Consider the following 24212-nt stretch of genomic DNA (forward strand, 5'->3'; position numbering starts at 1 on the left):
GGCCTCTTTTTATCAAATAAAGAGACCCTGTGACCGTGGAATTAAATCTGCCATCTGAACCAAGCAAAGAAAACATTACCGTTATTGTATGTTCCGGGAATGTAAGTCGCCTGGAAAGAGAGCTTGCTGTAGCTTATTGATGCCAAAGGTAATAAGACGGGAATTGGAATATAGTTCCAGTTATCACGCATAGTGAAACCCGCCGTAAAACCCAGCCCCAGTTGAAAATCCTGATCGCTGGTTGGTCGCCAGCGCTTTTCATAACCATAGCCACCGATAGGCTCCCATTTGTTATAGGAGTCCTTGAACGCCATGAGATAAAGCCCGTGCCAGTCCCCATCCTTATCCAAGCGGGAAACCCCATAGCCCGCGCCCCACGGCCTTTCATTATATTTATCGGTCTTTTCTTTATCGTACGTCCAGCGGTTATGCCAGGTGATCGTCGGGATATAAATATCGTGGCTCTGCGGCGAATTCCAGGTCGTAGACAGATTATTTTTACTTCTCTGCCACCAACTTTCATCCTGCTTATCCGACGCCGACTCATTGGAATCAACCGCGACAGGTGCGAGATTTGCCGTGCTACTCGTATTATTTATCCCTACATTATTTATGCTTTCTGCTGCGTAACTCAAAAAAGGGACAACGGGTAGTGTAATCAAACTCAACGTGATTAAAATTCGCTTCAAATACATATAAGGTTCTCTGTAACAGAGTCACGATTCCATTCAAACAAAGGTAATCCAAACAAAACTATTTTTGGTTCTTACCAGAATATATAGTTCAGTTTACGTCATCTGCCTATATAGGCGGGAAACCAAAACAGCCTATTATGAAGGGATAAACAGCAACTTTGCTTAAATAGATAGTGAATTCCGTTCCGCTTTCAGACGTTTCCTAGCTGAAATAACAAAAAACCACCTTATTTATCGGCGGTTTATATTCTGGTTGGAACCCGTATCAGAGAGATAGCAAGAACGATGAATCGCCTATGTCGTGGGATTAGATACCATCACCATATTCGAAACCGCGATTGATCCCGTTGAAATACTGATCCATGTCCATAGCGGGTTTATCGCTTTCCGGGCGACCGACGATACGAGCCGGAACCCCTGCCGCCGTCGTATGTGGAGGAACCGATTGCAGCACAACAGAACCCGCGCCAATTTTCGCGCCACAACCCACCTCAATATTCCCCAGAATTTTCGCGCCCGCGCCAATCATCACGCCTTCGCGAATTTTAGGGTGACGGTCACCGCTCGTTTTACCCGTACCACCCAGCGTCACGGATTGCAGAATGGAAACATCGTTTTCAACAACAGCGGTTTCGCCGATTACAATGCCCGTTGCATGATCGAGCATGATCCCGCAGCCGATTCTCGCCGCTGGGTGGATATCAACACCGAAAGAAACCGAGATCTGATTCTGAAAATAGACCGCCAACGCTTTACGATCCTGCGACCACAGCCAGTGACCAATGCGGTAAGCCTGTAATGCATGAAACCCTTTCAGGTAGAGCAGCGGCGTAGAATATTTATCCACCGCCGGATCGCGCAGGCAGACGGCCTGAATATCGCGCGCGGCAGAAACGATCATCTGTGGATCGGCACGATAGGCTTCCTCTACCACCTCACGAATAGCAATCGCGGGCATAATCGAATTGGCTAACTTATTCGCCAACATATAGCTCAGCGCGCTGCCCAAATTCTCGTGCTTTAGCAATGTGGCATGAAAAAAGCTGGCCAGCATCGGTTCACAGTCCGCGAGACTGCGCGCTTCTGCCTTGATATTGGTCCAGACCAGTTCCAGTTCTTCTGTCGACATTGCCTTACTCTCCGAGATACCACACACCACAACGTATATCTGTTCTCAAACGGCAGGCTTAGTAGCACCGCCGCTCGCATACAAGAAAATGAAGATACTATGAGCCTCCAGGATTAGGAAGCCCAGCATATACTCGTCATACTTCAAGTTTCATGTGCGTTGGCTGCGTTCAGTCACCCGAATCACTTACTTAAGTAAGCTCATCGGGACTCCTTCCCTTGCCGCCTGCCTGAAGCTCGAATTATTTAGAGTATGGAACGACGTGTTTTATAACCTAGCGGTTTCGTCTTTACGCGTGCGCCCCAATAGGCTCAGCGCCGCCTCTCGGGCGTCTTTCCCACAATACAGCACCTGCCAGAGTTGCTCAGTAATCGGCATTTCAACGCCGTAGCGCTGTGCTAATGCCAGCACCTCTTTCGTATTGCGGTACCCTTCAACAACCTGACCAATGCTATCCTGCGCGCTCTGTACATCCATTCCCTGTCCCAGCATCATGCCGAAGCGCCGGTTACGGGACTGATTATCAGTACAGGTCAGCACCAGATCGCCAAGCCCGGCCATCCCCATGAAGGTAGTAGGATCCGCACCCAGCGCCGCACCAAGCCGAGTCATTTCTGCCAGCCCGCGGGTGATCAGAGCGGTACGTGCATTGGCACCAAACCCAATGCCGTCGGACATCCCAGCACCGATAGCAATGACGTTTTTTACCGCGCCGCCCAACTGCACGCCGATAAAATCGGGGTTGCTGTAAACGCGGAAGCTCTTCCCACAGTGCAGCAGCTGTTGTAGGTCGTCAGCAAATTCACTGTCCGTTGATGCCAGCGCAATCGCCGTCGGCATACCCGCCGCTAATTCTTTGGCAAATGTCGGGCCGGATACCACCGCAAGCGGGATGGCTTCGCCCAACGCTTCGCGTGCAACATCTTGCAACAAGCGTCCCGTTTCCGCTTCCAGCCCTTTAGTCGCCCACACAATACGCGCATCGGCACGCAAGTGGGGTTTCAATTGACGCAAGACATCACCGAACACATGGCTCGGCACAACGACCAGCACGTTTCTGCTGGCAGTAAGCGCCTGCGCCAGATTGGTTTCCAGCTGTAGCGAATCGGGGAAAGGCACATCAGGCAGGAATGCCTGATTACAGCGAGCGGCCTGTAACGCCTGAATGTGCACAGGGTTGTGACCCCACAGCACGACTCGATGGCCATTACGCGCCAGCGTAATGGCCAACGCGGTGCCGTACGAACCGGCACCGATAACGGTCATTGAAGCGTCAGACGCGTTCATCAGGCATCCTGATGCTGCGCAGCGCCTTCACCTTCGGTCTGCTGCTGCAGGTAATTCATGAACAGTGCATCAAAGTTAACCGGTGCCAGGTTCAGTTGCGGGAAGGTACCGCGAGAAACTAGGCTAGTGATGCACTCACGCGCATAAGGGAACAGAATGTTCGGGCAATATGCACCCAGACAATGCGCCAACTGAGTTCCTTCGATACCGCCAACGGTAAAGATACCACCTTGCTGAACTTCACACAGAAATGCAGTTTCTTCACCCAGAGAAGCCGTTACGGTCACACGCAGTACGACTTCATAGATGTCATCAGCCAGTTGGCTAGAAGCCGTATCCAGATCCAGTTTTACTTCCGGCTGCCATTCCTGCTGGAACACCTGAGGCGCATTCGGCGCTTCAAAAGAGATATCTTTGGTGTAGATACGCTGGATTTGGAAAGCCATTTCTGTGTTGTTTTGTTCAGACATGTTAAGTAATACCCTTTTGTTAGATTCTCTTGACGTCTTCCGTCGTCATAAGTGGGCGGACGTCAGCACATTTCTGTCATTGTCATACTGCAATCACTGTAGTTGCAATAACGGTAGTACTGCAATCAGCCTGTAGGTTATCCTGCAAAATCGCCGCCATTTTCACGGTGTATGATTGATACACTTGGCACGATGCGGATAGTTTTACCACAAACCATTTTATTTGCCGCGGACTAAAGGCAGATTCTCACCGCTCCAGCCAGCCAGGCCGTCTTTCAGTACCTGCACACGCTCAAAACCGGCTTTATGCAAATTCTCGGCCGCTTCGCGTGAAGAGAGGCCGTTGGCGCAAACCACGATAATCGGCTGCGATTTATGTTTTTCAAGTTCACCTACGCTGCCGTTTTTAATGTCGTTCGGCAACAGGTTAAATGCGTTGGCAATATGGCCACGGCGATAGTCGTCACGGTTACGGATATCAACGACGACAGCATCTTCTTTATTAATCAGGCGGATCGCTTCACCGCGAACCACTTCTTTTACGTTCGACAGTTTACTCTTCACAGTAAGTACAATTACCGCAACCAACAGCGCAACCCAGGCGATGCTCAAAATAGGGTTCTTGCTAACGAATGGCATAATCTCTTGCATGGGGTGTAACGACTCCCGGATCAGTTAAGCAACAAAAATATAAGGTTCCTGAGTATACCTGCGCGATACGGCAATTACAGCCAGTAAGCCAATATAGCGTATCGAATCTGCGGCGAGCTTTCCATTTATCTCTATATTGATGCGCCCAGACACCCACCTTTGTGCCATGCTTGTCACGTCTGGAAATAGAAATCAGACAAGAGACAACTGGTAAGCCGCTGTTCATCGTGGAATAATTCACCGCTATGAGTAAAAACGCGTTATTTGTACAGAGTCGAGTAGCATGTAGCGCCGATCGCCATGTATCCGCATTACAAAGGCTGCTCACCCGCTGCGCCAACGCGCTCTGCGTTGGCGTTTTGTTGTTGCCCGCACTCGGCCAGGCGGAAGATAATCAGGCACAGCTTAAGACCCTGCAACACGATATCGCCGAGAAAGAAAAAAGCGTTCAAGAACAACAAAAGCAACGCAGTGTCTTAGTCCAGCAGTTGAAAAAGCAGGAGCAGTCCATCTCTCAGGCCAGTCGTCAACTGCATGAAACGCGCAATACGCTGTCCACACTCAATAAAGAATTAACCAGCCTCAGCGCCTCTATCGCCAAACTGCAATCTCAGCAGGATAAGCAACAAACGCTACTTTCCCGTCAGCTTGACGCCGCCTTCCGGCAAGGTCAGCACAGCGCACTGCAATTAATGTTGAGCGGAGAAGAAAGCCAGCGCAGCGAGCGCATCCTCGCCTACTTCGGTTATCTGAATGAAGCGCGGCAGAAATCCATCCACGACTTGCAGCAAACGCGTGTGGAGCTGGCTGAACAAAAGCGTCAGTTGGAACAAAAACAGGCACAGCAAAAAACGCTGCTGGGCGATCAACAGCAACAACAGCAGACGCTAGAGCAGGCACAGTCCGATCGCAAGAAAACGCTGTCGACGCTGGAAAGTTCGCTGGAAAAAGATCAGCAGCAGTTGACGGAACTGCGCCAGAATGAAACGCGGTTGCGCGATCAGATCGTCCGCGCTGAGCGAGAAGCGAAAGCCCGAGCCGAACGGGAAGCACGTGAGGCCGCCAAGGTTCGCGCTAAAGAAGAACAGGCCAAACGCAGCGGCAGCAGCTACAAACCGACTGAAGGTGAACGCTCACTTATGGCCCGAACCGGCGGTTTAGGGCGACCTTCTGGTCAAGCTATCTGGCCAGTTAACGGTCGCATCGAGCACCGCTTTGGTGAACCGTTACAGGGTGAGCTGCGCTGGAAGGGCATGGTGATTACCGCACCGGAAGGGACGGAAGTGAAGGCGATCGCCGACGGAACCGTACTGATGGCCGACTGGCTACAGGGCTACGGGCTGGTCGTTGTTGTGCAGCATGGTAAAGGCGATATGAGCCTGTACGGCTATAACCAGAGCGCATTGGTTTCCGTTGGCGCTCAGGTCAAGGCCGGACAATCTATTGCGTTGGTCGGCACCAGCGGCGGGCAGAGCCAGCCTGGACTGTATTTTGAAATCCGTCGTCAGGGTCAGGCGGTCAATCCACAACCTTGGCTGGGAAGATAGTCTTGTCTTATTTAACCAAAACACCGTTATTGGCGTTGAGTCTGCTCGCCCTGTCTCCTTTGGCGCTGGCCGGAAAACTGTCCATCGTCATCGATGATTTCGGCTATCGTCCACATAATGAAAACCAGATTCTGGCGATGCCAACAGCGATTTCCGTCGCGGTATTACCCAACGCGCCGTACGCCCGTGAAATGGCAACCAAAGCCCATCAGCAAGGACGAGAAGTGCTGATCCATCTGCCGATGGCACCGATGAGCAAGCAGCCGCTGGAGCGCGATACATTACGCCCTGACATGAGCAGCGAAGAAATTCAGCGCATTATCCGCCAATCGGTTAATAACGTGCCTTACGCCGTGGGGTTGAATAACCATATGGGCAGCGCGATGACCGCCAGTCTGCCGGGTATGCAAAAAGTCATGCAGGCGCTGAGCGCCTACCAGCTCTATTTCCTCGATAGCATGACCATTGGCAGCAGCCAATCAAGCCAGGCCGCGGCAGGAACGAACGTCAAAGTTATCAAACGCAAAGTCTTTCTGGATGATTCGCAAAACGAAGCCGAGATTCGCAAACAGTTTACCCGCGCGGTGCAAATCGCCCGCCGCAGCGGTTCCGCCATCGCTATCGGGCATCCACATCCTGCAACCATCCGCGTCTTACAGCAGATGTTGCCCACGCTGGATGCCGATATTGTCTTAGTCCGCCCCAGCCAGTTGCTTAATGAGCCGACGCGGCAGTATGAGCCTCAGCCGCCGCAGCCAGTCAAACCGCGTAATCCGTTCCGCGGTATACCGCAGTGCCAAGTCAAACAGCCGCCGGAACCGGTGAAGAACGATGTGTTCTTCAAGCTGGTGAGCAGCAGCATTCGGGAAAGCGCCCCCGTGCTATTTATCAAGCACCGCTGGCAGACCTGGATTGCGCCAGCCGCGACCGAAGCATCCAAACAACCGTAATGTCAGGCGCGCGTTTCTCTTTTGCCATCGCGCATGTCAAAGCTAAGTTCGGATGTCCGCTCTTTGCCATATTTCCGGAATCAGGCCATGCAGAAGCCGGGGATGGAGACCTTCTGGAACAGGTGCGGACTTGCCACGACGGATGAAGGATATGCTGGAAGTTTCGCGAGGAACACGGGATCAGCGAAGGCGGCGCGGACCGCTTCGGTGGATTCCCACATTACATAGTTTAGGTAAGTCGGGCTATCGCCGATCGCCCGATGCAATTGCATGGAAATGAAGCCCGGTGCCTTCGTTATGACTTCTGCAGCCGCCCTGAAAGCGTCCAGAAAGCCCGCTTCGTCGGCGAGATCGACGACCGTGAAGAGGTTGATGAGCACGAGAGGCGCGGCCGCGATACCGAGTTGGCGGTCAAATGGAAATTTCTCGTCTAAAGGTTTGAATGGTTTTATGGCGGCCATGGTGGCGCTCCTGTCTATGGTGAAATTGAACTGGGGTGATCGATGCTACCTGCACTCAGGCGAGCATTGACTGCTGAACGAAGATACCCGCCATTACGCCCTGCCATGTTGCCGTGGTGACCGAGGGGATGCCGGGGTTGGCAAGGTCACCAGCGGCGTAGATGCCTGGCATGCTGGTTTCACGACGCTCGTCGGTCCTGAGGGCGATACCGGTTGGCGTATTGACCGTGGCGAGGCCCAGTGCGTCATGAAGGCTTGCGGACGGACTGGTACGCGGATGCGCGAACAGGATATCGACTGCGACATCAGGACCGGTATCGATCCTGATGGTGGCACTATGGCTCCCGTGACGCGCGATTTCGGTGATCCGACCATCAACGAGAGGTACCTGGCGGACCGCCAGATCGGCCCGTATATCGGGGGTGATGTCGTGACCATTGCTGAAGACAGTCAACCTGTCGGTCCAGTCGTGAAACAGCCTGACCTGATTCATCGATTGCGGACCAGACCAGACGAGGCCCCAATGCTGGTCAGCGACTTCGAAGCCATCACAATAGGGGCATGGGATGACAGATGTGCCCCAGCCTTCAGCAAAGCCAAGAATATCAGGCATCTGGTCAACAACGCCATAGCTCAGAATCAAGCGGCGCGCCCTCAGGCTTTCGTTATCGTCCGTGACGACGCAGAAATCGTCGATGGTACCAGATATGCCCTCGCCCCTCGCATTGACCAACTTGATCGTTGGATAACGTGCCAGTTGCTGCCGTGCCTCGACTAGGATGTCCTGCGGCGGCTTGTGATCGTGGCCGAGCACACCATGTGAACGGCCAGCAAAGCGATTACGTTGCCGGCCAGTGTCGAGGACTGTAACCTTGCGACGGGCACGGCCAAGCTGCAGGGCGGCGGCAAGACCGGCAAAGCTGCCTCCGATGATGATGACGTCATTCATGGTGATGAGTTCCGTGTTGAGGATGTAAGGAGATGAGCTAGCTCTAGCACACCTTGCAAAATTATGAAACTGCGTGGTATCGTAATTAAATAATTACGATACTGTCAAGGACTGTATTTATAGTGACCAATAAAAACAACCCGACTCGGCGGGGCCGACCTGTCAACGAGGCGCTTGGCCAGACAATCGTCGAGGCCGCCTCCGAACTCTTCGTAGAATTGGGATTTCAGGCGACGACCCTGGACAAGGTCGCCCAGCGGGCGAAGATATCCAAACTCAGCATCTATCGGCATTTCGAGAATAAAGAGGCACTGTTCAGAGCGGCCATCGTGTCCGGTTGTCATCAGTTGTTTGCACCGCAGGCCCTTCTTGAAGGCGTCGACGGTTCGGTTGAAGATCAACTGATGGCGGTGGGATCATTACTGCTGCGCACGTTGTTGAGACCCGACGTTAGTAGCGTAGAAGCCATGGTTATGGCCGACAAGACGAATCAAAAGTCGTTAAGCAGGCTCCATTATGAAGCCGGTCCCGCTCATGTCATCGCCCAAATCGAAGCTCTTTTGCGTCAGTTGCACGCGAAGACGCTTCTGAATGTTCCCGATCCTCTTCAGTCTGCTCGCTTGTTTGCCGCGCTTTTCAAAGGCTCCGACCTTCTGATTATCGCGCGCTTCGATGAGACCAGAGCAGAGGACGACAACGAAATCGAATCGTATTGTCGGTCGGCCGTCACCATGTTCATCGTCGCGCACAGTGGCCCCCAGGATGCAATATCGCGGTTGTGACCTTGCCCCATAGCCTCGCGTGGCTTCAAAATAGGTGAATGTTGATTCCGATTTCACAAATCGAAGCTGCATGAACCGTCATCAGAATCTCTTAATGGTGAATCTACGTAACGGACATCTTAACTTAGCCCAGAACAGACATTACAACTTTGCTGTTATAGTGCGGGTTCGCTTCGGCAGGGTTATGTCTCATCCCAATTGAGAATCACCTTGCCCGACTGACCCGAGCGCATGGCATCGAACCCTTTCTGAAATTCATCAATGTGAAAGCGGTGGGTGATAATCGGTGACAAATCCAGTCCAGACTGAATCAGCGCCGACATCTTGTACCAGGTTTCGAACATTTCCCGTCCGTAGATTCCTTTGATAAACAGCCCTTTAAAAATCACCTCTCCCCAGTCAATCGACATCGGTTCGTGCGGAATACCCAGCATAGCGATGCGCCCACCGTGATTCATCGCTTTCAGCATGGCACGAAAGGCCGATGGCGCACCCGACATCTCCAGACCGATATCAAACCCCTCGGTCATACCCAGCTCGATCATCACGTCCGCCAGCTTTTCTTCTGACACATTGACGGCGCGCGTGGCCCCCATTTTACTGGCGAGATCCAGACGATACGCATTCACATCGGTAATCACGACATTCCTTGCACCAACGTGGCGACATACCGCCGCCGCCATCATGCCTATCGGCCCTGCGCCGGCGATCAAGACATCTTCCCCCACTAAATCGAAGGACAGTGCGGTATGCACCGCGTTGCCGAAGGGATCGAAAATGGCGGCTAGCTCATCAGAAATATTGTCGGGAATGCGAAACGCGTTGTAGGCAGGAATCACCAGATACTCCGCAAATGAACCGGGGCGGTTTACCCCGACGCCGATAGCATTGCGGCATAAATGACGTCGACCGGCACGGCAGTTGCGACAGTAGCCGCAGGTAATGTGCCCTTCGCCAGAGACCCGATCGCCAATATGAAAACCGTTAACTTCCTGACCGATAGCGACAATTTCTCCAACGTACTCATGCCCGACGACCATCGGAACGGGAATCGTCTTCTGCGACCATTCATCCCAGTTGTAGATATGCACATCCGTTCCGCAAATCGCGCTTTTACGGATTTTAATCATGATGTCGTTATGCCCGAGCTCCGGCGTGGGCGAGTCCACCATCCAGATGCCCTCTTCCGGCCGCAGTTTTGCCAATGCTTTCATGACGGTTTCCTCAGATGATTACACCCAGACGTTTGCCCACGCGGATAAAAGCCTCGACGGCAAATTGGATTTGCTGCGGCGTATGGGCGGCCGACATTTGCGTGCGGATACGCGCCTGACCGAGGGGGACTACGGGATAGAAAAAGCCGGCGACATAAACACCTTCCCGCTGTAGCGCCTGCGCAAAATCCTGTGCCAGCTGTGCCTCACCCAACATGACGGGAATAATGGCGTGATCGGCTCCCGCTAGCGTGAACCCTGCGGCCGTCATCTTTTCACGGAACAGACGGGCATTTGTCCACAGACGCTCACGCCGTTCGCCGCTCTGTTCCAGCAAGTCCAATACCCTGAGCGACGCGGTGACAATGGCAGGGGCGAGCGAGTTGGAAAATAGATAGGGTCGAGAACGCTGGCGCAGCCAGTCGATCACCTCATGCTTGCCCGCCGTATAACCGCCCGATGCGCCACCCAGCGCTTTGCCTAACGTCCCGGTGATGATGTCAACGCGCTCCATCACGCCACAGCGTTCATGCGTTCCGCGCCCTTGTTCGCCCACAAATCCCACCGCATGCGAATCATCCACCATCACCAGCGCGTCATAACGATCCGCCAGATCGCAAATCCCCTGTAAATCGGCAATGACGCCATCCATCGAGAAAACGCCGTCGGTGGCGATCATGACGTGTCTTGCCCCTTCCGCTCTGGCCAGTTGCAGTTGTGCTTCCAACTGGCTCATATCGTTATTGCCATAGCGGTAGCGCCGCGCCTTCGATAGCCGAATACCGTCGATGATTGAGGCATGATTGAGCGCATCGGAAATAATCGCATCCTCCGGCCCCATCAGCGTTTCAAACAGCCCACCGTTAGCATCAAAACAGGAGGAATAGAGAATCGCATCGTCCATTCCCAGAAACTCCGCCAGCTTACGCTCCAGCGCTTTATGGATATCCTGCGTTCCACAGATGAAGCGCACCGAAGCCATACCAAAACCGTGGCTGTCCAATCCGGCTTTTGCAGCGGCAATCAGCTCAGGGCTGTCCGCCAGACCAAGATAATTATTGGCACAGAAGTTGAGCAGGCGGTTGCTGTCCATCACCTCGATTTCAGCCTGCTGCGCAGAGGTAATGATGCGCTCCTCCTTGAACACGCCTTCGGTGCGTGCAGCCATAATTTGTGCAGTAAGTTGTTGATAAAACGCGGCAGGCATAGCGTCACTCTCCCATAAAAAGATTGCGTTATGGTTTTTAAGCTAGCGGATGTGGGCAGAAATGCGGGGTAAACAGTCTGAAAATGCTGGCTTCGTCACGGCCTGAATCATCTTAAAAACGTGGGAGCAACACGGGATAAATTAAGCTCTGGCTGCTTGCGGTAAAATGAAATGCTATTATAGCGGTCATAAACAGTGTGGGGCGCGGTGCCTCACCGGCAAGATTAATAAAGGTCGCGCCCATGATTATCGTTACTGGCGGTGCCGGTTTTATCGGCAGCAATATCGTAAAATCTCTGAATGACATCGGCTATCGGGACATTCTGGTTGTCGATAACCTGAAAGACGGCACCAAGTTCGCCAATCTGGTCGATCTGGACATCGCAGATTACGTGGATAAAGAAGATTTCATCGCCAGCATCGTTGCAGGTGACGATCTGGGCGATATCGATGCCGTATTCCATGAAGGCGCTTGCTCTTCCACCACCGAGTGGGATGGCAAATACATGATGGATAACAACTATCAGTATTCTAAAGACGTGCTGCACTACTGCCTCGATCGCAACATTCCGTTCCTGTATGCCTCTTCTGCCGCAACCTATGGCGGTCGCAACGATAACTTTATCGAAGCGCGTCAATACGAGCAGCCGCTGAACGTCTATGGCTACTCCAAGTTCCTGTTCGACCAGTACGTGCGTGAAATTCTTCCAGAAGCTGAATCGCAGATCTGCGGTTTCCGCTATTTCAACGTCTACGGACCGCGCGAAGGTCACAAAGGCAGCATGGCAAGCGTCGCGTTTCATCTGAACAACCAAATCAATCAGGGTGAAAATCCGAAGCTGTTCTCCGGTAGCGAGAACTTCCAACGTGACTTCATCTACGTCGGTGATGTCGCGGCCGTCAATCTGTGGTTCTGGCAAAACGGTGTTTCCGGCATCTTCAACTGCGGTACTGGTCGCGCCGAATCCTTCCAGGCTGTCGCGGACGCCACCCTCGCTTTCCATAAAAAAGGCAGCGTGGAATACATCGAGTTCCCTGAGAAGCTGAAAGGCCGCTATCAGGCTTATACACAAGCCGACCTCACCAATTTGCGTGCCGCAGGCTATGACAAGCCGTTCAAAACCGTCGCCGAAGGCGTAGCGGAATATATGGCCTGGCTGAACCGTACCGTTTAATCGGATAAGGATTCATAAGCGGTATGAAAATTTTGGTCATCGGCCCTTCCTGGGTCGGCGATATGATGATGTCGCACAGCCTTTATCGCACGTTGAAGGCTGAACACCCGGAAGCGGTCATTGACGTGATGGCACCAGCCTGGTGCAGTCCGCTGCTGGCACGGATGCCGGAAGTCAATCAGGCGTTAGCCATGCCGCTAGGTCACGGCGCACTAGAGTTGGGCGAACGTCGCCGTCTTGGCGTATCGCTGCGCGATGCGGGCTATGACCGCGCTTACGTGCTGCCTAACTCCTTTAAATCCGCGCTGGTCCCGTACTTTGCCAACATTCCGCAGCGTACAGGCTGGCGTGGCGAAATGCGTTACGGGCTGCTGAACGACGTACGCGTGCTGGATAAAGCCGCATTTCCGCTGATGGTTCAGCGCTATACCGCGTTAGCCTATGATCGTAATCGTATTCGTAGGGCCGAAGACTTACCGCAGCCCTTACTGTGGCCACAGTTGCAGGTCAATCAGGCCGAAATTGTGGACATGATGCAGGCCTTCGATCTCAGCGATGCGCGCCCCATCATCGGCTTTTGCCCCGGTGCCGAGTTCGGCCCCGCCAAACGCTGGCCGCATTATCACTATGCGGCGTTGGCACAATCACTGATCGAGCGCGGCTACCAGATAGCGCTGTTCGGTTCGGCCAATGACCGTTCGGCCTGTGACGATATCCTTCAAGGATTAACGGAAGAGGCACGACAGCATTGCGCTAATCTGGCGGGGAAAACCTCGCTGGAACAGGCGGTAGTGCTCATTGCCGCCTGCCACGCCGTCGTCAGCAACGATTCTGGGCTCATGCACGTTGCGGCGGCACTTCATCGTCCGCTGGTCGCGCTTTATGGCCCAAGCAGCCCCGATTTTACCCCGCCGCTGTCCCATCAGGCCGAGGTGATTCGCCTGATTACCGGCTATCATCGGGTGCGCAAAGGCGATGCCGAACAGGGTTATCATCAGAGTTTGATCGACATTCAGCCCGAACGCGTACTCAGCGCGCTGGATAACTATATCGTTCCAAGAGAAAGTCTCATTCCGGGAGCGGACGCATGAGAGTGCTGATTGTGAAGACATCGTCGATGGGCGATGTGCTGCATACGCTGCCCGCCTTAACCGATGCAATGCAGGCTATTCCCGGTATCCAGTTCGACTGGGTGGTTGAAGAAGGTTTCGCGCAGATTCCAAACTGGCACCCAGCGGTTTCTCGCGTAATTCCCGTCGCAATACGCCGCTGGCGCAAAAGCTGGTTCAGTGCCTCGGTGCGTCAGGAACGTGCGGAATTTAAACGCCAGCTACGCCAGCACCGCTATGATGCCGTGATTGATGCGCAAGGGCTGATTAAAAGCGCGCTGCTGGTTACGCGACTCGCCAACGGAAAGAAGCACGGATTGGATTGCAAAAGTGCGCGTGAACCACTGGCAAGCTGGTTTTATAACTACCACCACCCAATAAGCCGTCGGCAGCATGCCGTCGAGCGCGTACGGGAGCTGTTTGCCGCCAGCCTGAACTATCGGAAACCCACCGAGCGCGGCGATTATGCGATTGCCTCACGCTTCCTCTCTCAGTCGCCCGCAGACGCCAACCGCTATCTGGTGTTTCTCCACGCCACGACGCGTGATGAAAAACACTGGCCGGAAGCACACTGGCGTGAACTGATTGCTCTATTAGCACCGAGTGGATTACGCATCAAACTCCCCTGGGGAGCGGAGCATGAGCACCAGCGCGCCTTACGGCTGGCGGAAGGCTTTCCGCATGTTGACGTCTTACCACGCCTCACGCTGCAACAGGTCGCCGAGGTATTAGCTGGCGCCAAAGTCGTCGTTTCCGTCGATACCGGGCTTAGCCACCTGACGGCAGCGCTGGATCGTCCAAATATCACCTTATATGGGCCAACCGACCCAGGGCTGATTGGCGGCTACGGAATGAATCAGGTGGTGGAAATGTCTGAAAGCCAGAAAATGGAGACTATTCCCGCTAGCCTCGTCCATCAGAAATTAGAGAAGCTGATATACACTAAATAATTCGAGTTTCAGGCAGGCGGCAAGAGAAGGCATCCCGATGAGCTTACTCAGGTAAGTGATTCGGGTGAGTGAACGAAGCCAACGCACATGCAACTTGAAGTATGACGGGTATAGAGTTACCGGCATCAGGCGAGTGATATCGCTCCCGACTGTGAACAAATACATGCTCAATGAATTAAGGTACGAACTGGGAAAAACGCCCAGCATAAGTTCGGCTGTCGCGCTTAAAGCGGTTTTCCCCGGCTGTTTACTCACATTAGCCGTGATGCCATTTAGTAGCATTATTGCCGGGTGGCTTTTTTATCTCACGGGCTCGCTATCTGTTTTTTATGTGGCGACACACTTAAGAACAGTAATAGCGGCTAAGCGGCTATTACTAATTCCACTTTGCCTGCTGGCTATCGGCTTGACCAATCTCATTTGGTATCACCACTATTATCAACCCGATAGCCTTTTACCTTATGTGTATAACGCCTACAGGACATCCGCTCATGCCAGTATTCTGGGTGCCTTTACCCTGCTAACGGTCTTGCATCTTTCACAAAAGAGTCAGCTACAACGGTTACATGCCTATATGCTCGTCATTTGTGTGCTAGCGTTAGGCTATGCATTTTATCAGGCATGGTTCAGTGGAATGCATCGCATTGGGCTGGTATTTGGCACGGCCACTAGCGCAGCCTATTTTCTGACGTTCATCGGCGCCTTAAGCGCACAGGCACTGCTCAAACTCGATTCACCGCATAAATATTACCTTTATCTGGGGCATTTTCTGTTAGTGATGGTGGCTATTTTGCTAACAGAGACGCGGGCAGCGATATTCGTCTACCCGATTGTCGGCGCGACCATTTTATTGTCAGAAGTCAGGCATAATAAACGCCTGCTTATTAAAGCATTCGTCGGCTCAGCCGCCACGCTTCTCCTGTGTTTATTCCTCTTCCAGAATACGCTTTATCAACGTGTCAACGACCTGATCAACGATATACACAGCTATAGTATGGACAACAGCATGACCTCGGTGGGTGCGCGTATTGCGATGTACCAATCAGGTATAGAGGCAGGAGAAGAAGCCCTGTTCGGACAATCCGCCGAACAGCGTGCAGAACATATCATGACACAAGCAAAGCAAGAGTCTGAGTTATCCGGCGCGTTGGGATATTTGAATGTCCATCTGCATAACGAAGTGATTGATGCCTTCTCCCTTAAGGGATTACCGGGAGCAATATTGCTAGTGTTGCTTTATGCCTCCCTATTTTATTTTTCGTTTTTTGTTCTACGCAGCCACCTCTCTGCTGCGCTGCTTTTTGCCTTGCTGATGTATGGACTTAGCGATGTCATTCTCTATTCACGAGACATGCTGATTGCGTGGCTGATGGCGTTTTGTCTTGGCACAACGCTGACTGGAAAATGGTTAAAGCAGAAATGATCCTAATCGGCGAGTTTTTTCAATGCTTCCGCTACGGTATGCACGTCGTAACCCCCTTGTGCAGCCATTACCACGAAATCAGCAAAGTTTTCTGACGGAGTCATTGATGCGCCATTCATATCAAGAAACACCATAGCCGCGGCTGCCGAAGTCCTTTTATTCGCATCATTAAAGCCATGCCCGCGCGCTATCGAAAGCAACAGCGACGCGGCAAGCACGTGTAGGTCATTCTCACCTTGGTATGAGTGAAGGTTCTCAACGCGGGCAACCATACCTTCCACCAAACCAATATCCCTAAACCCTGCCAAACCGCCATAGGTTTCTAACTGGCTGTCGTGAATAGCGATGACCTGTTCAACGGTTAAGAAGAAGATCATTTATCAGCGAGTTCCTTAAACAGCGCCTGATTCTTTGGCTTACTCATTACCTTGGTAAGGGAAGTCTCAAATTTAGCCTGCTGCAACTCTGCAAACTGTGCCGCCGTGATGACCACCATATCTGGCGCTGAACGACGGGTAATCGTCACTGGCTGCGTGATAGCCGTATCCAGAACTTTGGCAAATTTCTGACGAACATCAGAGAAAGTCATGGTCAACATAGCATGTTCCTTTAAATTGCTTCGGGTTAATCTCAATTAAGTTGTACAATTAAGTCGGTATAATTGTCAATTCAATGCGCTCAACATCTTTTCGACAAACGAGAGAGGGCATGACAACAAAAAACCAGCGGTAGTCGGAAATCTGTGGGTAAAGGTAACCTCTGCGCAGCTTTCAAGATGACGGATATAATAGTAATTACTACTGTGAGAGGGGGGTGGGTTTTAGTACCATAGCGGAAAAATTAGCTATCCATGCTGTCACACCACATGGATAGGATCAGCCTTTTGGTCGCTGTTGAGCCAAGGCGGTAGCGTGCCTGTAAAAATTAACCTTTTGATGACATGAAGGAAAACGAGTGAGTCAACGCATCATCCCTTATCACCGGATTCTCGTGGTAAAGCTCAGATATCATGGCGATATGCTGCTGACCACTCCGCTCATCAGCACGCTGAAAGCCAATTACCCTGACGCCAAAATCGATGTATTGCTGTATCAGGATACGATGCCAATTCTCTCCGCCAATCCAGAGATACATCAGCTTTATGGCCTCAAAAGAAAGACTGGCACGCTTTTGGAAAAGATCCGTAATTTCCAAGAAATCAGGCACGAACTTAAGCAAAACAATTACGATCTGATCGTAAATTTAGCTGACCAGTGGCCGATTGCCCTACTGGTAAAATCATTGGGATGTCACAGCATTGCTCTCGATCGGGGCGATAATCTGAAGGGAAAGATGTGGCGCTCATTTTTCAGCACCTGCGTTTCAGCAAAGGGAACGCATATTGTTGAGCAAAACCGCTCCGTGCTTTCTCCTCTCGACTTACAGCCGACCACGCAAAAAGATCGGATGTCGCTGTATTACAGAGAGGAAGATGCCGATCGTATGTTCAGTCTCTCTCCACAACTACGTGAGCAAGCTTATATTGTCATCCAGCCTACGGCGAGACAGTCTTTTAAATGCTGGGACAATGATAAATTTGCGACTGTCATCGACGACCTGAAAGTAAGAGGCATCGAAGTGGTACTGACCTGCGGCCCGTCTCAGGACGATCTTCATGTTGTTCAAGATATCCATGCTCTATGCAAGCACAAACCGAATATAAGCTTTGCAGGTAAAACCAGTTTTCTGGAACTCGCCGCATTAATCGATAGAGCCAAACTTTATCTCGGTGTCGACTCTGCTCCCATGCACATGGCAGCTGCGCTCGATACCCCAGTAGTTTGTCTGTTTGGGCCAACGGATCACAAGAAATGGCGACCCTGGTCTGACAATAGTATCGTTATTTGGGCTGGGGACTATCACCCGATGCCGGAAAGAAAAAATCTCGATAGGAACCAAAAATACCTTTCCTGCATCCCTGCACAAGAGGTTATTCAAGCGGTAAATAGTCTATTGGCAGATCGTTCGACAAACGAGGAAGTGCAATGAATATTGCCATCTGCCTGTATAAATATTTCCCTTTCGGCGGACTGCAACGTGATTTTTATAGTATTGCTCAAGCTTGCGTAAAGCTGGGACATCAGGTCCGCGTCTATGTTTTATCCTGGCAAGGTGAGCAGCCAGATAACCTTGAGATTATTGTCGTTCCCGTATCGGGTATGAGCAATAACCGACGAAATCAGCGTTATAGTGAATGGGTTCAGTGCCATCTCCAACACTATCCTGTCGATCGGATTGTTGGTTTTAATAAAATGCCAGGGCTGGATTTCTACTATGCTGCCGACGTTTGTTATGCCGAGAAAGTCGAGCAAGAGAAAGGGGCAATCTACCGCTTAATGCCACGCTACAGGCATTATGCCGCCTTTGAAAAGGCGGTGTTCAGTCCAAGCGCGAAAACCAAAATGCTGATGCTGACTCAGCGCCAGATTGCAGATTTTAAAAAACATTATGGTACGCAGGATGCGCGTTTCCTGATTCTACCGCCGGGCATTGCGCTGGACAGAAAATATGACCAGCAGCCTCCCGACGTTCGTCAGACCTTTCGTCACACGCAAAATATCCCAGAAGACGCCCTAGTACTGCTGCAAGTCGGTTCAGATTTTAAACGTAAGGGCGTCGAGCGCAGCCTGCGTGCTGTTGCCAGCCTGCCGCAAGCGCTGCGGGAAAAGGTCGTTTTCCTGATTGTCGGCCAAGATAAACCCGACCGCTATCAGACGCTGGCAAGTCAGTTAGAGATTGATAAGCACGTGCGTTTTTTCGCTGGGCGTAGCGATGTTCCTGATTTCATGGCCGCAGCAGACCTGTTGATGCATCCAGCTTACCAGGAAGCTGCGGGAATTGTACTACTTGAAGCGATAGCCGCTGGACTACCGGTGATGGTGACTGACGTGTGTGGCTACGCGCCCTATATCGACAAGGCGCGGGCAGGGGCTGTTATCCCTTCACCTTATGCACAAACATCGTTGAACATGGCCCTACATGATGCTCTGAATCAGCCGGAAACATTACTGAACTGGGCTAACAACGCCCGCCATTTCGCCGATAGCGAAGATTTATACAGCCTGCCTGAAAAAGCAGCGATGCTGATTTCAGGCAGTGATGAGTGAATAAACAGCATGATTGAACTAAAAGAGCCGTTTGCATCGGAATGGAAAGATCGCGATCCCTTCGAAGAAGTTGAAAAATTGGATGGCGACGTTTTTCGCGCATTGGAAAGTCGCCGGACGCTACGTTTTGTACTAAAAGAAAAATCCTACTTCATCAAAATACATCGTGGCACCGCGCTCAAAGAAGCGTTAAAGAATTTGCTATCACTCAGACTGCCCGTACTCGGTGCCGATCGTGAATGGCAAGCCATCCATCGTCTGGCAGATCTGGGTGTAGATACCATGAAGGGTATTGGATTCGGCCAACGTGGGTTAAACCCACTACGACGTCATTCTTTCATCATTACCGAAGATCTTAACCCTTCGATGAGTCTGGAAGACTATTGTGCAAACTGGCTGGCTAATCCGCCCTCTGTGAAAGAAAAACGTCGGCTTATCCGTCGCGTTGCAGAAATGGTACGCGACATGCACGCTGCGGGGATTAATCACCGCGATTGTTATATCTGCCATTTTTTACTGCATCTGCCTTATCAACCCACAGACACGCAATTTAAAATTTCAGTTATTGATTTACATCGAGCACAACTTCGCGATCGTGTTCCTCTGCGCTGGCGGAATAAAGATCTTATTGGCCTCTATTTTTCATCGACCGACATTGGTTTAACCAAAAACGATTTACTGTGGTTTTTAACGATCTATTTTGATCGGCAAACGTTGCGTACAACACTGCAACACGAACAGCCTCTATTTCAACAAGCACGTGTAAAGGCAGAAAAGATTCGCGTGCGAACGGAGCGCAAGGCTTTGTAAGGCCTTAGCCTGATAACACTTATGAACATACTATTTGTTGGTGAAGCCACTTCTGGGTTCGGCGGTATAGAAACCGTGCTGAAAAAAGTAACGGGTTTTCTTGAAAATGACGTCGAGACAAAAAACGACTACACCCTATATTTTTTATGTCGCGATGACCGCATGGACAAAGCATGGCTCGAAGGGAAAAAATTCGTTTGCCACCGTTCAAGCATCAAGATTTCATTTCTACGTCGACTGAGTCATGCCAGTGCGTTGGCACATCATATTAAACAGAGCCAACCGGATGTCGTCATTGCCTTTGATTCACCTTCATGCCGTGTAGCGGCACAAGCCATTCGCGCAAGCAAGAAAACATTGCCGCTGGTCTCTTGGATACACTATTCACTTGACCATAAAAAGCATTCAGAGCACGTGTTGGCTGCCAATTACCACTTGGCGATCAGTTCCGGCATCAAACAACAGTTGGTCGATCGCGGCGTTCCTGCCGATCGTGTTGCGGTCATTTTCAATCCAGTGACACCACAAACCACGGTGATCCCCCCTCCCTCCGAGGCGGAAAAAGCCGTATTTGTCTACGTCGGACGGCTTAAGTTTGAAGGGCAAAAACGCCTCAAAGATATGTTGGACGCTTTTTCTGGGCTGACAGGCGATTGGGAATGCCATTTTATTGGTGATGGCTCTGATGCTCAGACGTGTCAGGAGTATGCTAAAAAATTGGGCATTGCCGCACACATCCACTGGCACGGTTGGCATGCAGCGCCATGGGAATATGTACAAAATAATATTAAAAATGTTTCCGCGTTCGTCATGAGCTCTGCCTTTGAGGGGCTACCCATGACGTTACTTGAAGCCATGTCTTATGGTATCTATTGTGTTAGCAGTGATTGCCCTTCTGGGCCGGAAGATATCATCAGGAATGGCATCAATGGGCAGCTTTATCCTGTGAGGGATCTGAACGCTTTGCAAGCGATTCTCTCTTCAATTATTGTGAGTAGGGAGACACCTGATGTACAAATAATAAAAATCTCTATTCATGATTTTTATGATGATAACTATTATCGTACCTTTAAAAGTGTCATAAACACAGCATCACAAAAATAATTAATTGCACAACGTATAATGGTGAAAGCATGTATTTTACCCCTCAAACAGTTATTATCAATAAGTTTATTTTAAACGAAAATATATCTTTAGACGCGTCGAAAAAAACGCTAGACATCGCCTATGGAATTGACAAAAACTTCATTTTTGGTTGCGGGATATCTATAGCATCCATTTTACTGAACAATAAGCAAACAAATTTCACATTTCATGTTTTCACTGATTTTTTTGATAAAAAAAATAGAGATGAATTCACTAAACTAAGTCATCAATACAATACTCAAATCATAATTTATATTGTGAATTGTGACGAACTAAAGTCACTTCCCAGCACAAAGAACTGGTCTTACGCTACATACTTCAGATTTATCATTGCCGACTACTTTTACGAATTAAAAGATAAAATTCTTTACCTCGATGCAGATATAATCTGTAACGGAAACGTAGATGAATTAGTTGAACTGAAACTGGAGAATCATCTTGCCGCAGTAGTAACTGAAGGCGAGAACCCGTGGTGGACCAAACGTGCACAGGCGCTGGGAGATGAGCGGATCAGTGCTGGTTATTTTAATGCAGGTTTTCTATTGATAAATATTTCTCAATGGGGAAAAGAAGATATTAGTCGTCAAGCCATGGTTCTGCTTGACAGTGATGAAGTTAAAAACAAAATTTCATTTTTAGATCAAGATATTTTAAACATATTGTTTGTTGATAAAATTTTGTTCCTTACAAAAAAATATAATAATCAATATAGTATTAACTACGAACTAAATAAAGATACGACGCATTTTATTGCAGATAACGTCATTTTTATTCATTATATCGGGCCCACAAAACCTTGGCACGAATGGGCTAATTATCCTAACAGCCACTATTTTCAAATTGCAAAATCACATTCTCCTTGGGAAAACTCACCGTTGGAAAAGGCAAAATCGTCAACCCAACTGAGATACTGTGCCAAGCATTATGCTCATAAAGGGAATATACTTCCATCGCTAATGAGCTACGCCAAGTATTTTACGAGTAAACTACTAGCTCGATAATACACAAGAGAGTGAATATGTATTTTGATAAATCAGCCATTATAGAAAGAACAGTTGATATTATTGGTAGCAACTCTGCGAGCACGTTATTTAATGTTGCCTACGGCATAGATAAAAATTTTATGTTAGGTGCCGCTATTTCCGCAACGTCGATTGTCATCAATACTAATATCCCGCTGGCATTTCATTTTTTCACAGACTATATTGACAGTGATATCACGTCCCGCTTTGAAGCCATGGCGAATCGGTATCATGTTAATATTCATATCTATAAAGTTAATACCGAGTTATTAGCTGATTTACCACAAGATAAATGGCCTTGCTCTGCTTATTTTCGCCTTATAGCCTTTGATTATCTTACGGATAAGCTGGATACTTTATTATATCTTGATGCTGATGTTATGTGTAAGAATAATCTGGCAGAATTACCCACTCTCGATTTTCAAACCAAAATATGCGCAGTAGTACCAGATATTAGCTCAATCCAAGAACAATGCGCACTTCGCTTAGAAAACCCAGCAATGAAGACTGATTACTTCAATTCAGGCGTAATGTTTACGCACCTGAAAAACTGGACAGCGAATCAACTCACTGAAAGAACCTTGGCGTTTATTAAAGAAAACACAACCCTAAAATATCCAGATCAAGATGCCCTTAATATTCTGTTGTGTGGTAAAACCGTTCTCTTACCGCGAAAGTTCAATTGTATCTACAGTATCAAAAGCGAGCTTCAAGATAAGACTCACCTGAAATTTAAAAACATTATTAATGACGAAAGTGTATTTATCCATTATGTCGGTACGACAAAACCGTGGAGCGCATGGGGACAATATCCATCAACGATTTATTTCCAAACCGCCTACAAGGCATCCACATGGCATGATGTCAAACTGCTAACGCCAGCAAATGCATTACAATGGAAGAAAAAATCTAAGCATGCATTTAGAAAATATCACTTTCTGGATGGTATTCTTGCTAGAATTGCCTATTACTATTTAAAATAATTTTTCACTCCAGAGAATATTTTATGAATATCTACTTTATTGAGTGGAATGCTAATTATGAAAAATTAATGCTTGCAAATTTATCAGAACTTGGCATAAAAGAAAAAAACAACGTGATGAAACACTTCACAAAAAACAATATTAAATTAAAAAAAATCGGCATCAGCAACAAATTATTCGTAAAAATACATCATTTTCTAAAGCTGCGAGAAATAAAGCACGATGATTTGATTATTTGCAATGGCTTTAGTGTTTTAGGCTGTCTGGATTTAATAAAAAGCATCGACTGCAAGAAGGTGTTGATCATTCGAGATACCATCATTCATCTTGAAAAAGGGATGAAGGAAAATAAAAAATGGCTCCTTCCAAAAAATGATTTCATCAATACCGTTCGGGATCAATTTGATATAATCTATAGTTTCGATCCTGATGACTGCAAAAAATTCAATCTAACCTTTCTAAATCAATTTTTACCCTACACGAACAAAAATATCTCGGATATTTTGAAAGACAAAAATTCAACATTCTCGAATGAGAAATCTTGTTTTTTTATTGGTGAATATAGAGAGGAAAGAGAAACTTATCTTAATGAAATCTATGATTGTTTAAACAGTGTCAATTACCAATCTGATTTTTATTTAGTCGACAAGAAAAAACAATCTAAAAATTACCCGTCATTCTGTAAAAATGAATCTCTGAGCTATGATGAGAATGTAAAAAAAGTGATTAGAAGCGACGTCATCATAGAAATAAATCATGCAGGACAGAAGGGTGTCACTTTACGTGCCATAGAAGCGCTGGTCTTTGATAAAAAATTAATAACCAATAATGTACACATTATGGAATATGATTTTTATAATCCAGACAGATTTTTTATATTATCACACGATGATATAAAATCATTACCTAACTTCCTCAACGCAAAAACGACGCCTACTTTAGATTCAATAGCGAATAAATACAGCGCTGATTATATGGTCAACACAATCATGGCTGATATTAATCATTTAGAAAAATGATTACCCTGCGAAAAATGTGAGGCGTGATATTGGCGCATTGAAGATGTTTTATGATGACATATTTAACGCTTTTACCGCCAGCCACCG

The 24212-nt window shown here is 49.2% G+C and carries 25 protein-coding genes; 14 read left to right on the top strand and 11 right to left on the bottom strand.

The genetic code is table 11. The features are described from left to right. Window positions 1–41: 41 nt before the first annotated feature. The 5 genes from pagP to IG609_RS19325 all read right to left on the bottom strand — a co-directional run bounded on the left by pagP (window position 42) and on the right by IG609_RS19325 (window position 4232). Window positions 42–695: a lipid IV(A) palmitoyltransferase PagP gene (gene pagP / locus IG609_RS19305; protein ID WP_193400228.1), complete on the bottom strand. Its 654-nt coding sequence runs from the start codon at window positions 693–695 to the stop codon at window positions 42–44. Between the two features lie 307 nt (window positions 696–1002). Continuing rightward, window positions 1003–1824: a serine O-acetyltransferase gene (gene cysE / locus IG609_RS19310; RefSeq protein WP_039364143.1), complete on the bottom strand. Its 822-nt coding sequence runs from the start codon at window positions 1822–1824 to the stop codon at window positions 1003–1005. Window positions 1825–2091: 267 nt separating this feature from the next. After that, window positions 2092–3111, bottom strand: coding sequence for an NAD(P)H-dependent glycerol-3-phosphate dehydrogenase (gene gpsA, locus IG609_RS19315; RefSeq protein WP_193400230.1), 1020 nt, complete (start codon window positions 3109–3111; stop codon window positions 2092–2094). After that, entirely contained in the window at window positions 3111–3581 is a 471-nt protein-coding gene (secB, locus tag IG609_RS19320; protein ID WP_014913761.1) for a protein-export chaperone SecB, read from the bottom strand. The genes gpsA and secB overlap by 1 nt, the downstream gene beginning before the upstream one ends. Before the next feature lie 219 nt (window positions 3582–3800). Then, complete coding sequence (locus IG609_RS19325) at window positions 3801–4232, bottom strand: rhodanese-like domain-containing protein (protein ID WP_102116996.1); 432 nt, start codon at window positions 4230–4232, stop codon at window positions 3801–3803. 245 nt (window positions 4233–4477) lie between these two features. On the opposite strand from IG609_RS19325, the gene envC reads away from it, so the two are divergent. Together envC and IG609_RS19335 are read left to right on the top strand one after the other, a co-directional pair. Beyond that, the gene (gene envC / locus IG609_RS19330) at window positions 4478–5779 is read left to right on the top strand and encodes a murein hydrolase activator EnvC (protein ID WP_193400232.1); all 1302 of its coding nucleotides are present in this window, start codon (window positions 4478–4480) and stop codon (window positions 5777–5779) included. Window positions 5780–5781: 2 nt separating this feature from the next. Further along, a complete protein-coding gene (locus IG609_RS19335; RefSeq protein WP_193400656.1) occupies window positions 5782–6729 on the top strand; it encodes a divergent polysaccharide deacetylase family protein in 948 nt (315 codons plus the stop codon). 80 nt (window positions 6730–6809) lie between these two features. Here IG609_RS19335 and IG609_RS19340 read toward each other — a convergent pair whose 3' ends face one another. Both IG609_RS19340 and IG609_RS19345 read right to left on the bottom strand, forming a co-directional pair. Continuing rightward, the gene (locus IG609_RS19340; RefSeq protein WP_193400236.1) at window positions 6810–7190 is read right to left on the bottom strand and encodes an antibiotic biosynthesis monooxygenase family protein; all 381 of its coding nucleotides are present in this window, start codon (window positions 7188–7190) and stop codon (window positions 6810–6812) included. Between the two features lie 55 nt (window positions 7191–7245). Continuing rightward, window positions 7246–8139 carry an NAD(P)/FAD-dependent oxidoreductase gene (locus IG609_RS19345; RefSeq protein WP_193400238.1) on the bottom strand — a complete coding sequence of 298 codons (894 nt, stop codon included), beginning with the start codon at window positions 8137–8139 and terminating at the stop codon, window positions 7246–7248. A gap of 122 nt (window positions 8140–8261) precedes the next feature. Between IG609_RS19345 and IG609_RS19350 the strand changes: the two genes are divergently transcribed. Next, entirely contained in the window at window positions 8262–8921 is a 660-nt protein-coding gene (locus tag IG609_RS19350; protein ID WP_205562367.1) for a TetR/AcrR family transcriptional regulator, read from the top strand. Between the two features lie 182 nt (window positions 8922–9103). On the opposite strand, the gene tdh is transcribed toward IG609_RS19350, so the two are convergent. Further along, the gene (gene tdh / locus IG609_RS19355; protein ID WP_193400240.1) at window positions 9104–10135 is read right to left on the bottom strand and encodes an L-threonine 3-dehydrogenase; all 1032 of its coding nucleotides are present in this window, start codon (window positions 10133–10135) and stop codon (window positions 9104–9106) included. Between the two features lie 10 nt (window positions 10136–10145). Beyond that, a complete protein-coding gene (locus IG609_RS19360) occupies window positions 10146–11342 on the bottom strand; it encodes a glycine C-acetyltransferase (RefSeq protein WP_193399294.1) in 1197 nt (398 codons plus the stop codon). 242 nt (window positions 11343–11584) lie between these two features. On the opposite strand from IG609_RS19360, the gene rfaD reads away from it, so the two are divergent. The 4 genes from rfaD (at window position 11585) to IG609_RS19380 (ending at window position 15999) form a co-directional block, all read left to right on the top strand. Next, window positions 11585–12517 (top strand): ADP-glyceromanno-heptose 6-epimerase, encoded by a 933-nt coding sequence (gene rfaD, locus IG609_RS19365; protein WP_193399295.1) that lies wholly within the window; start codon window positions 11585–11587, stop codon window positions 12515–12517. Window positions 12518–12540: 23 nt separating this feature from the next. Next, window positions 12541–13608, top strand: coding sequence for an ADP-heptose--LPS heptosyltransferase RfaF (gene rfaF, locus IG609_RS19370; protein ID WP_193400653.1), 1068 nt, complete (start codon window positions 12541–12543; stop codon window positions 13606–13608). Next, window positions 13605–14576 carry a lipopolysaccharide heptosyltransferase RfaC gene (gene rfaC, locus IG609_RS19375; protein WP_193400651.1) on the top strand — a complete coding sequence of 324 codons (972 nt, stop codon included), beginning with the start codon at window positions 13605–13607 and terminating at the stop codon, window positions 14574–14576. The genes rfaF and rfaC overlap by 4 nt, the downstream gene beginning before the upstream one ends. Window positions 14577–14739: 163 nt before the next feature. Next, window positions 14740–15999: an O-antigen ligase family protein gene (locus IG609_RS19380; RefSeq protein ID WP_226373218.1), complete on the top strand. Its 1260-nt coding sequence runs from the start codon at window positions 14740–14742 to the stop codon at window positions 15997–15999. Between the two features lie 2 nt (window positions 16000–16001). On the opposite strand, the gene IG609_RS19385 is transcribed toward IG609_RS19380, so the two are convergent. Further along, a complete protein-coding gene (locus IG609_RS19385; RefSeq protein WP_039278700.1) occupies window positions 16002–16376 on the bottom strand; it encodes a type II toxin-antitoxin system death-on-curing family toxin in 375 nt (124 codons plus the stop codon). Beyond that, window positions 16373–16597 carry a type II toxin-antitoxin system Phd/YefM family antitoxin gene (locus IG609_RS19390; protein WP_039278698.1) on the bottom strand — a complete coding sequence of 75 codons (225 nt, stop codon included), beginning with the start codon at window positions 16595–16597 and terminating at the stop codon, window positions 16373–16375. Before IG609_RS19390 ends, IG609_RS19385 begins: the two co-directional genes overlap by 4 nt. A 356-nt stretch (window positions 16598–16953) precedes the next feature. Between IG609_RS19390 and rfaQ the strand changes: the two genes are divergently transcribed. The 7 genes from rfaQ to IG609_RS19425 are packed head-to-tail and all read left to right on the top strand — an operon-like array spanning window position 16954 to window position 24125. After that, window positions 16954–18027 carry a lipopolysaccharide core heptosyltransferase RfaQ gene (gene rfaQ / locus IG609_RS19395; protein ID WP_193400649.1) on the top strand — a complete coding sequence of 358 codons (1074 nt, stop codon included), beginning with the start codon at window positions 16954–16956 and terminating at the stop codon, window positions 18025–18027. Beyond that, a complete protein-coding gene (locus IG609_RS19400) occupies window positions 18024–19145 on the top strand; it encodes a glycosyltransferase family 4 protein (RefSeq protein ID WP_193400647.1) in 1122 nt (373 codons plus the stop codon). The genes rfaQ and IG609_RS19400 overlap by 4 nt, the downstream gene beginning before the upstream one ends. A 9-nt stretch (window positions 19146–19154) precedes the next feature. Continuing rightward, window positions 19155–19955, top strand: a complete 801-nt coding sequence (gene rfaP, locus IG609_RS19405) for a lipopolysaccharide core heptose(I) kinase RfaP (protein ID WP_110163100.1) — start codon at window positions 19155–19157, stop codon at window positions 19953–19955. A 21-nt stretch (window positions 19956–19976) separates the two neighbouring features. Then, a complete protein-coding gene (gene waaB / locus IG609_RS19410) occupies window positions 19977–21059 on the top strand; it encodes a lipopolysaccharide 1,6-galactosyltransferase (RefSeq protein WP_193400645.1) in 1083 nt (360 codons plus the stop codon). Between the two features lie 29 nt (window positions 21060–21088). Then, the gene (gene waaO, locus IG609_RS19415) at window positions 21089–22102 is read left to right on the top strand and encodes a lipopolysaccharide 3-alpha-galactosyltransferase (RefSeq protein ID WP_193400643.1); all 1014 of its coding nucleotides are present in this window, start codon (window positions 21089–21091) and stop codon (window positions 22100–22102) included. Window positions 22103–22119: 17 nt separating this feature from the next. Continuing rightward, window positions 22120–23106: a glycosyltransferase gene (locus tag IG609_RS19420; RefSeq protein ID WP_193400640.1), complete on the top strand. Its 987-nt coding sequence runs from the start codon at window positions 22120–22122 to the stop codon at window positions 23104–23106. A gap of 23 nt (window positions 23107–23129) precedes the next feature. Further along, a complete protein-coding gene (locus tag IG609_RS19425; RefSeq protein WP_193400638.1) occupies window positions 23130–24125 on the top strand; it encodes a WaaS/CpsH family glycosyltransferase in 996 nt (331 codons plus the stop codon). Window positions 24126–24212 lie beyond the last annotated feature (87 nt).

The organism is Pectobacterium quasiaquaticum, assembly GCF_014946775.2.
Taxonomy (GTDB): Bacteria; Pseudomonadota; Gammaproteobacteria; order Enterobacterales; family Enterobacteriaceae; genus Pectobacterium; species Pectobacterium aquaticum.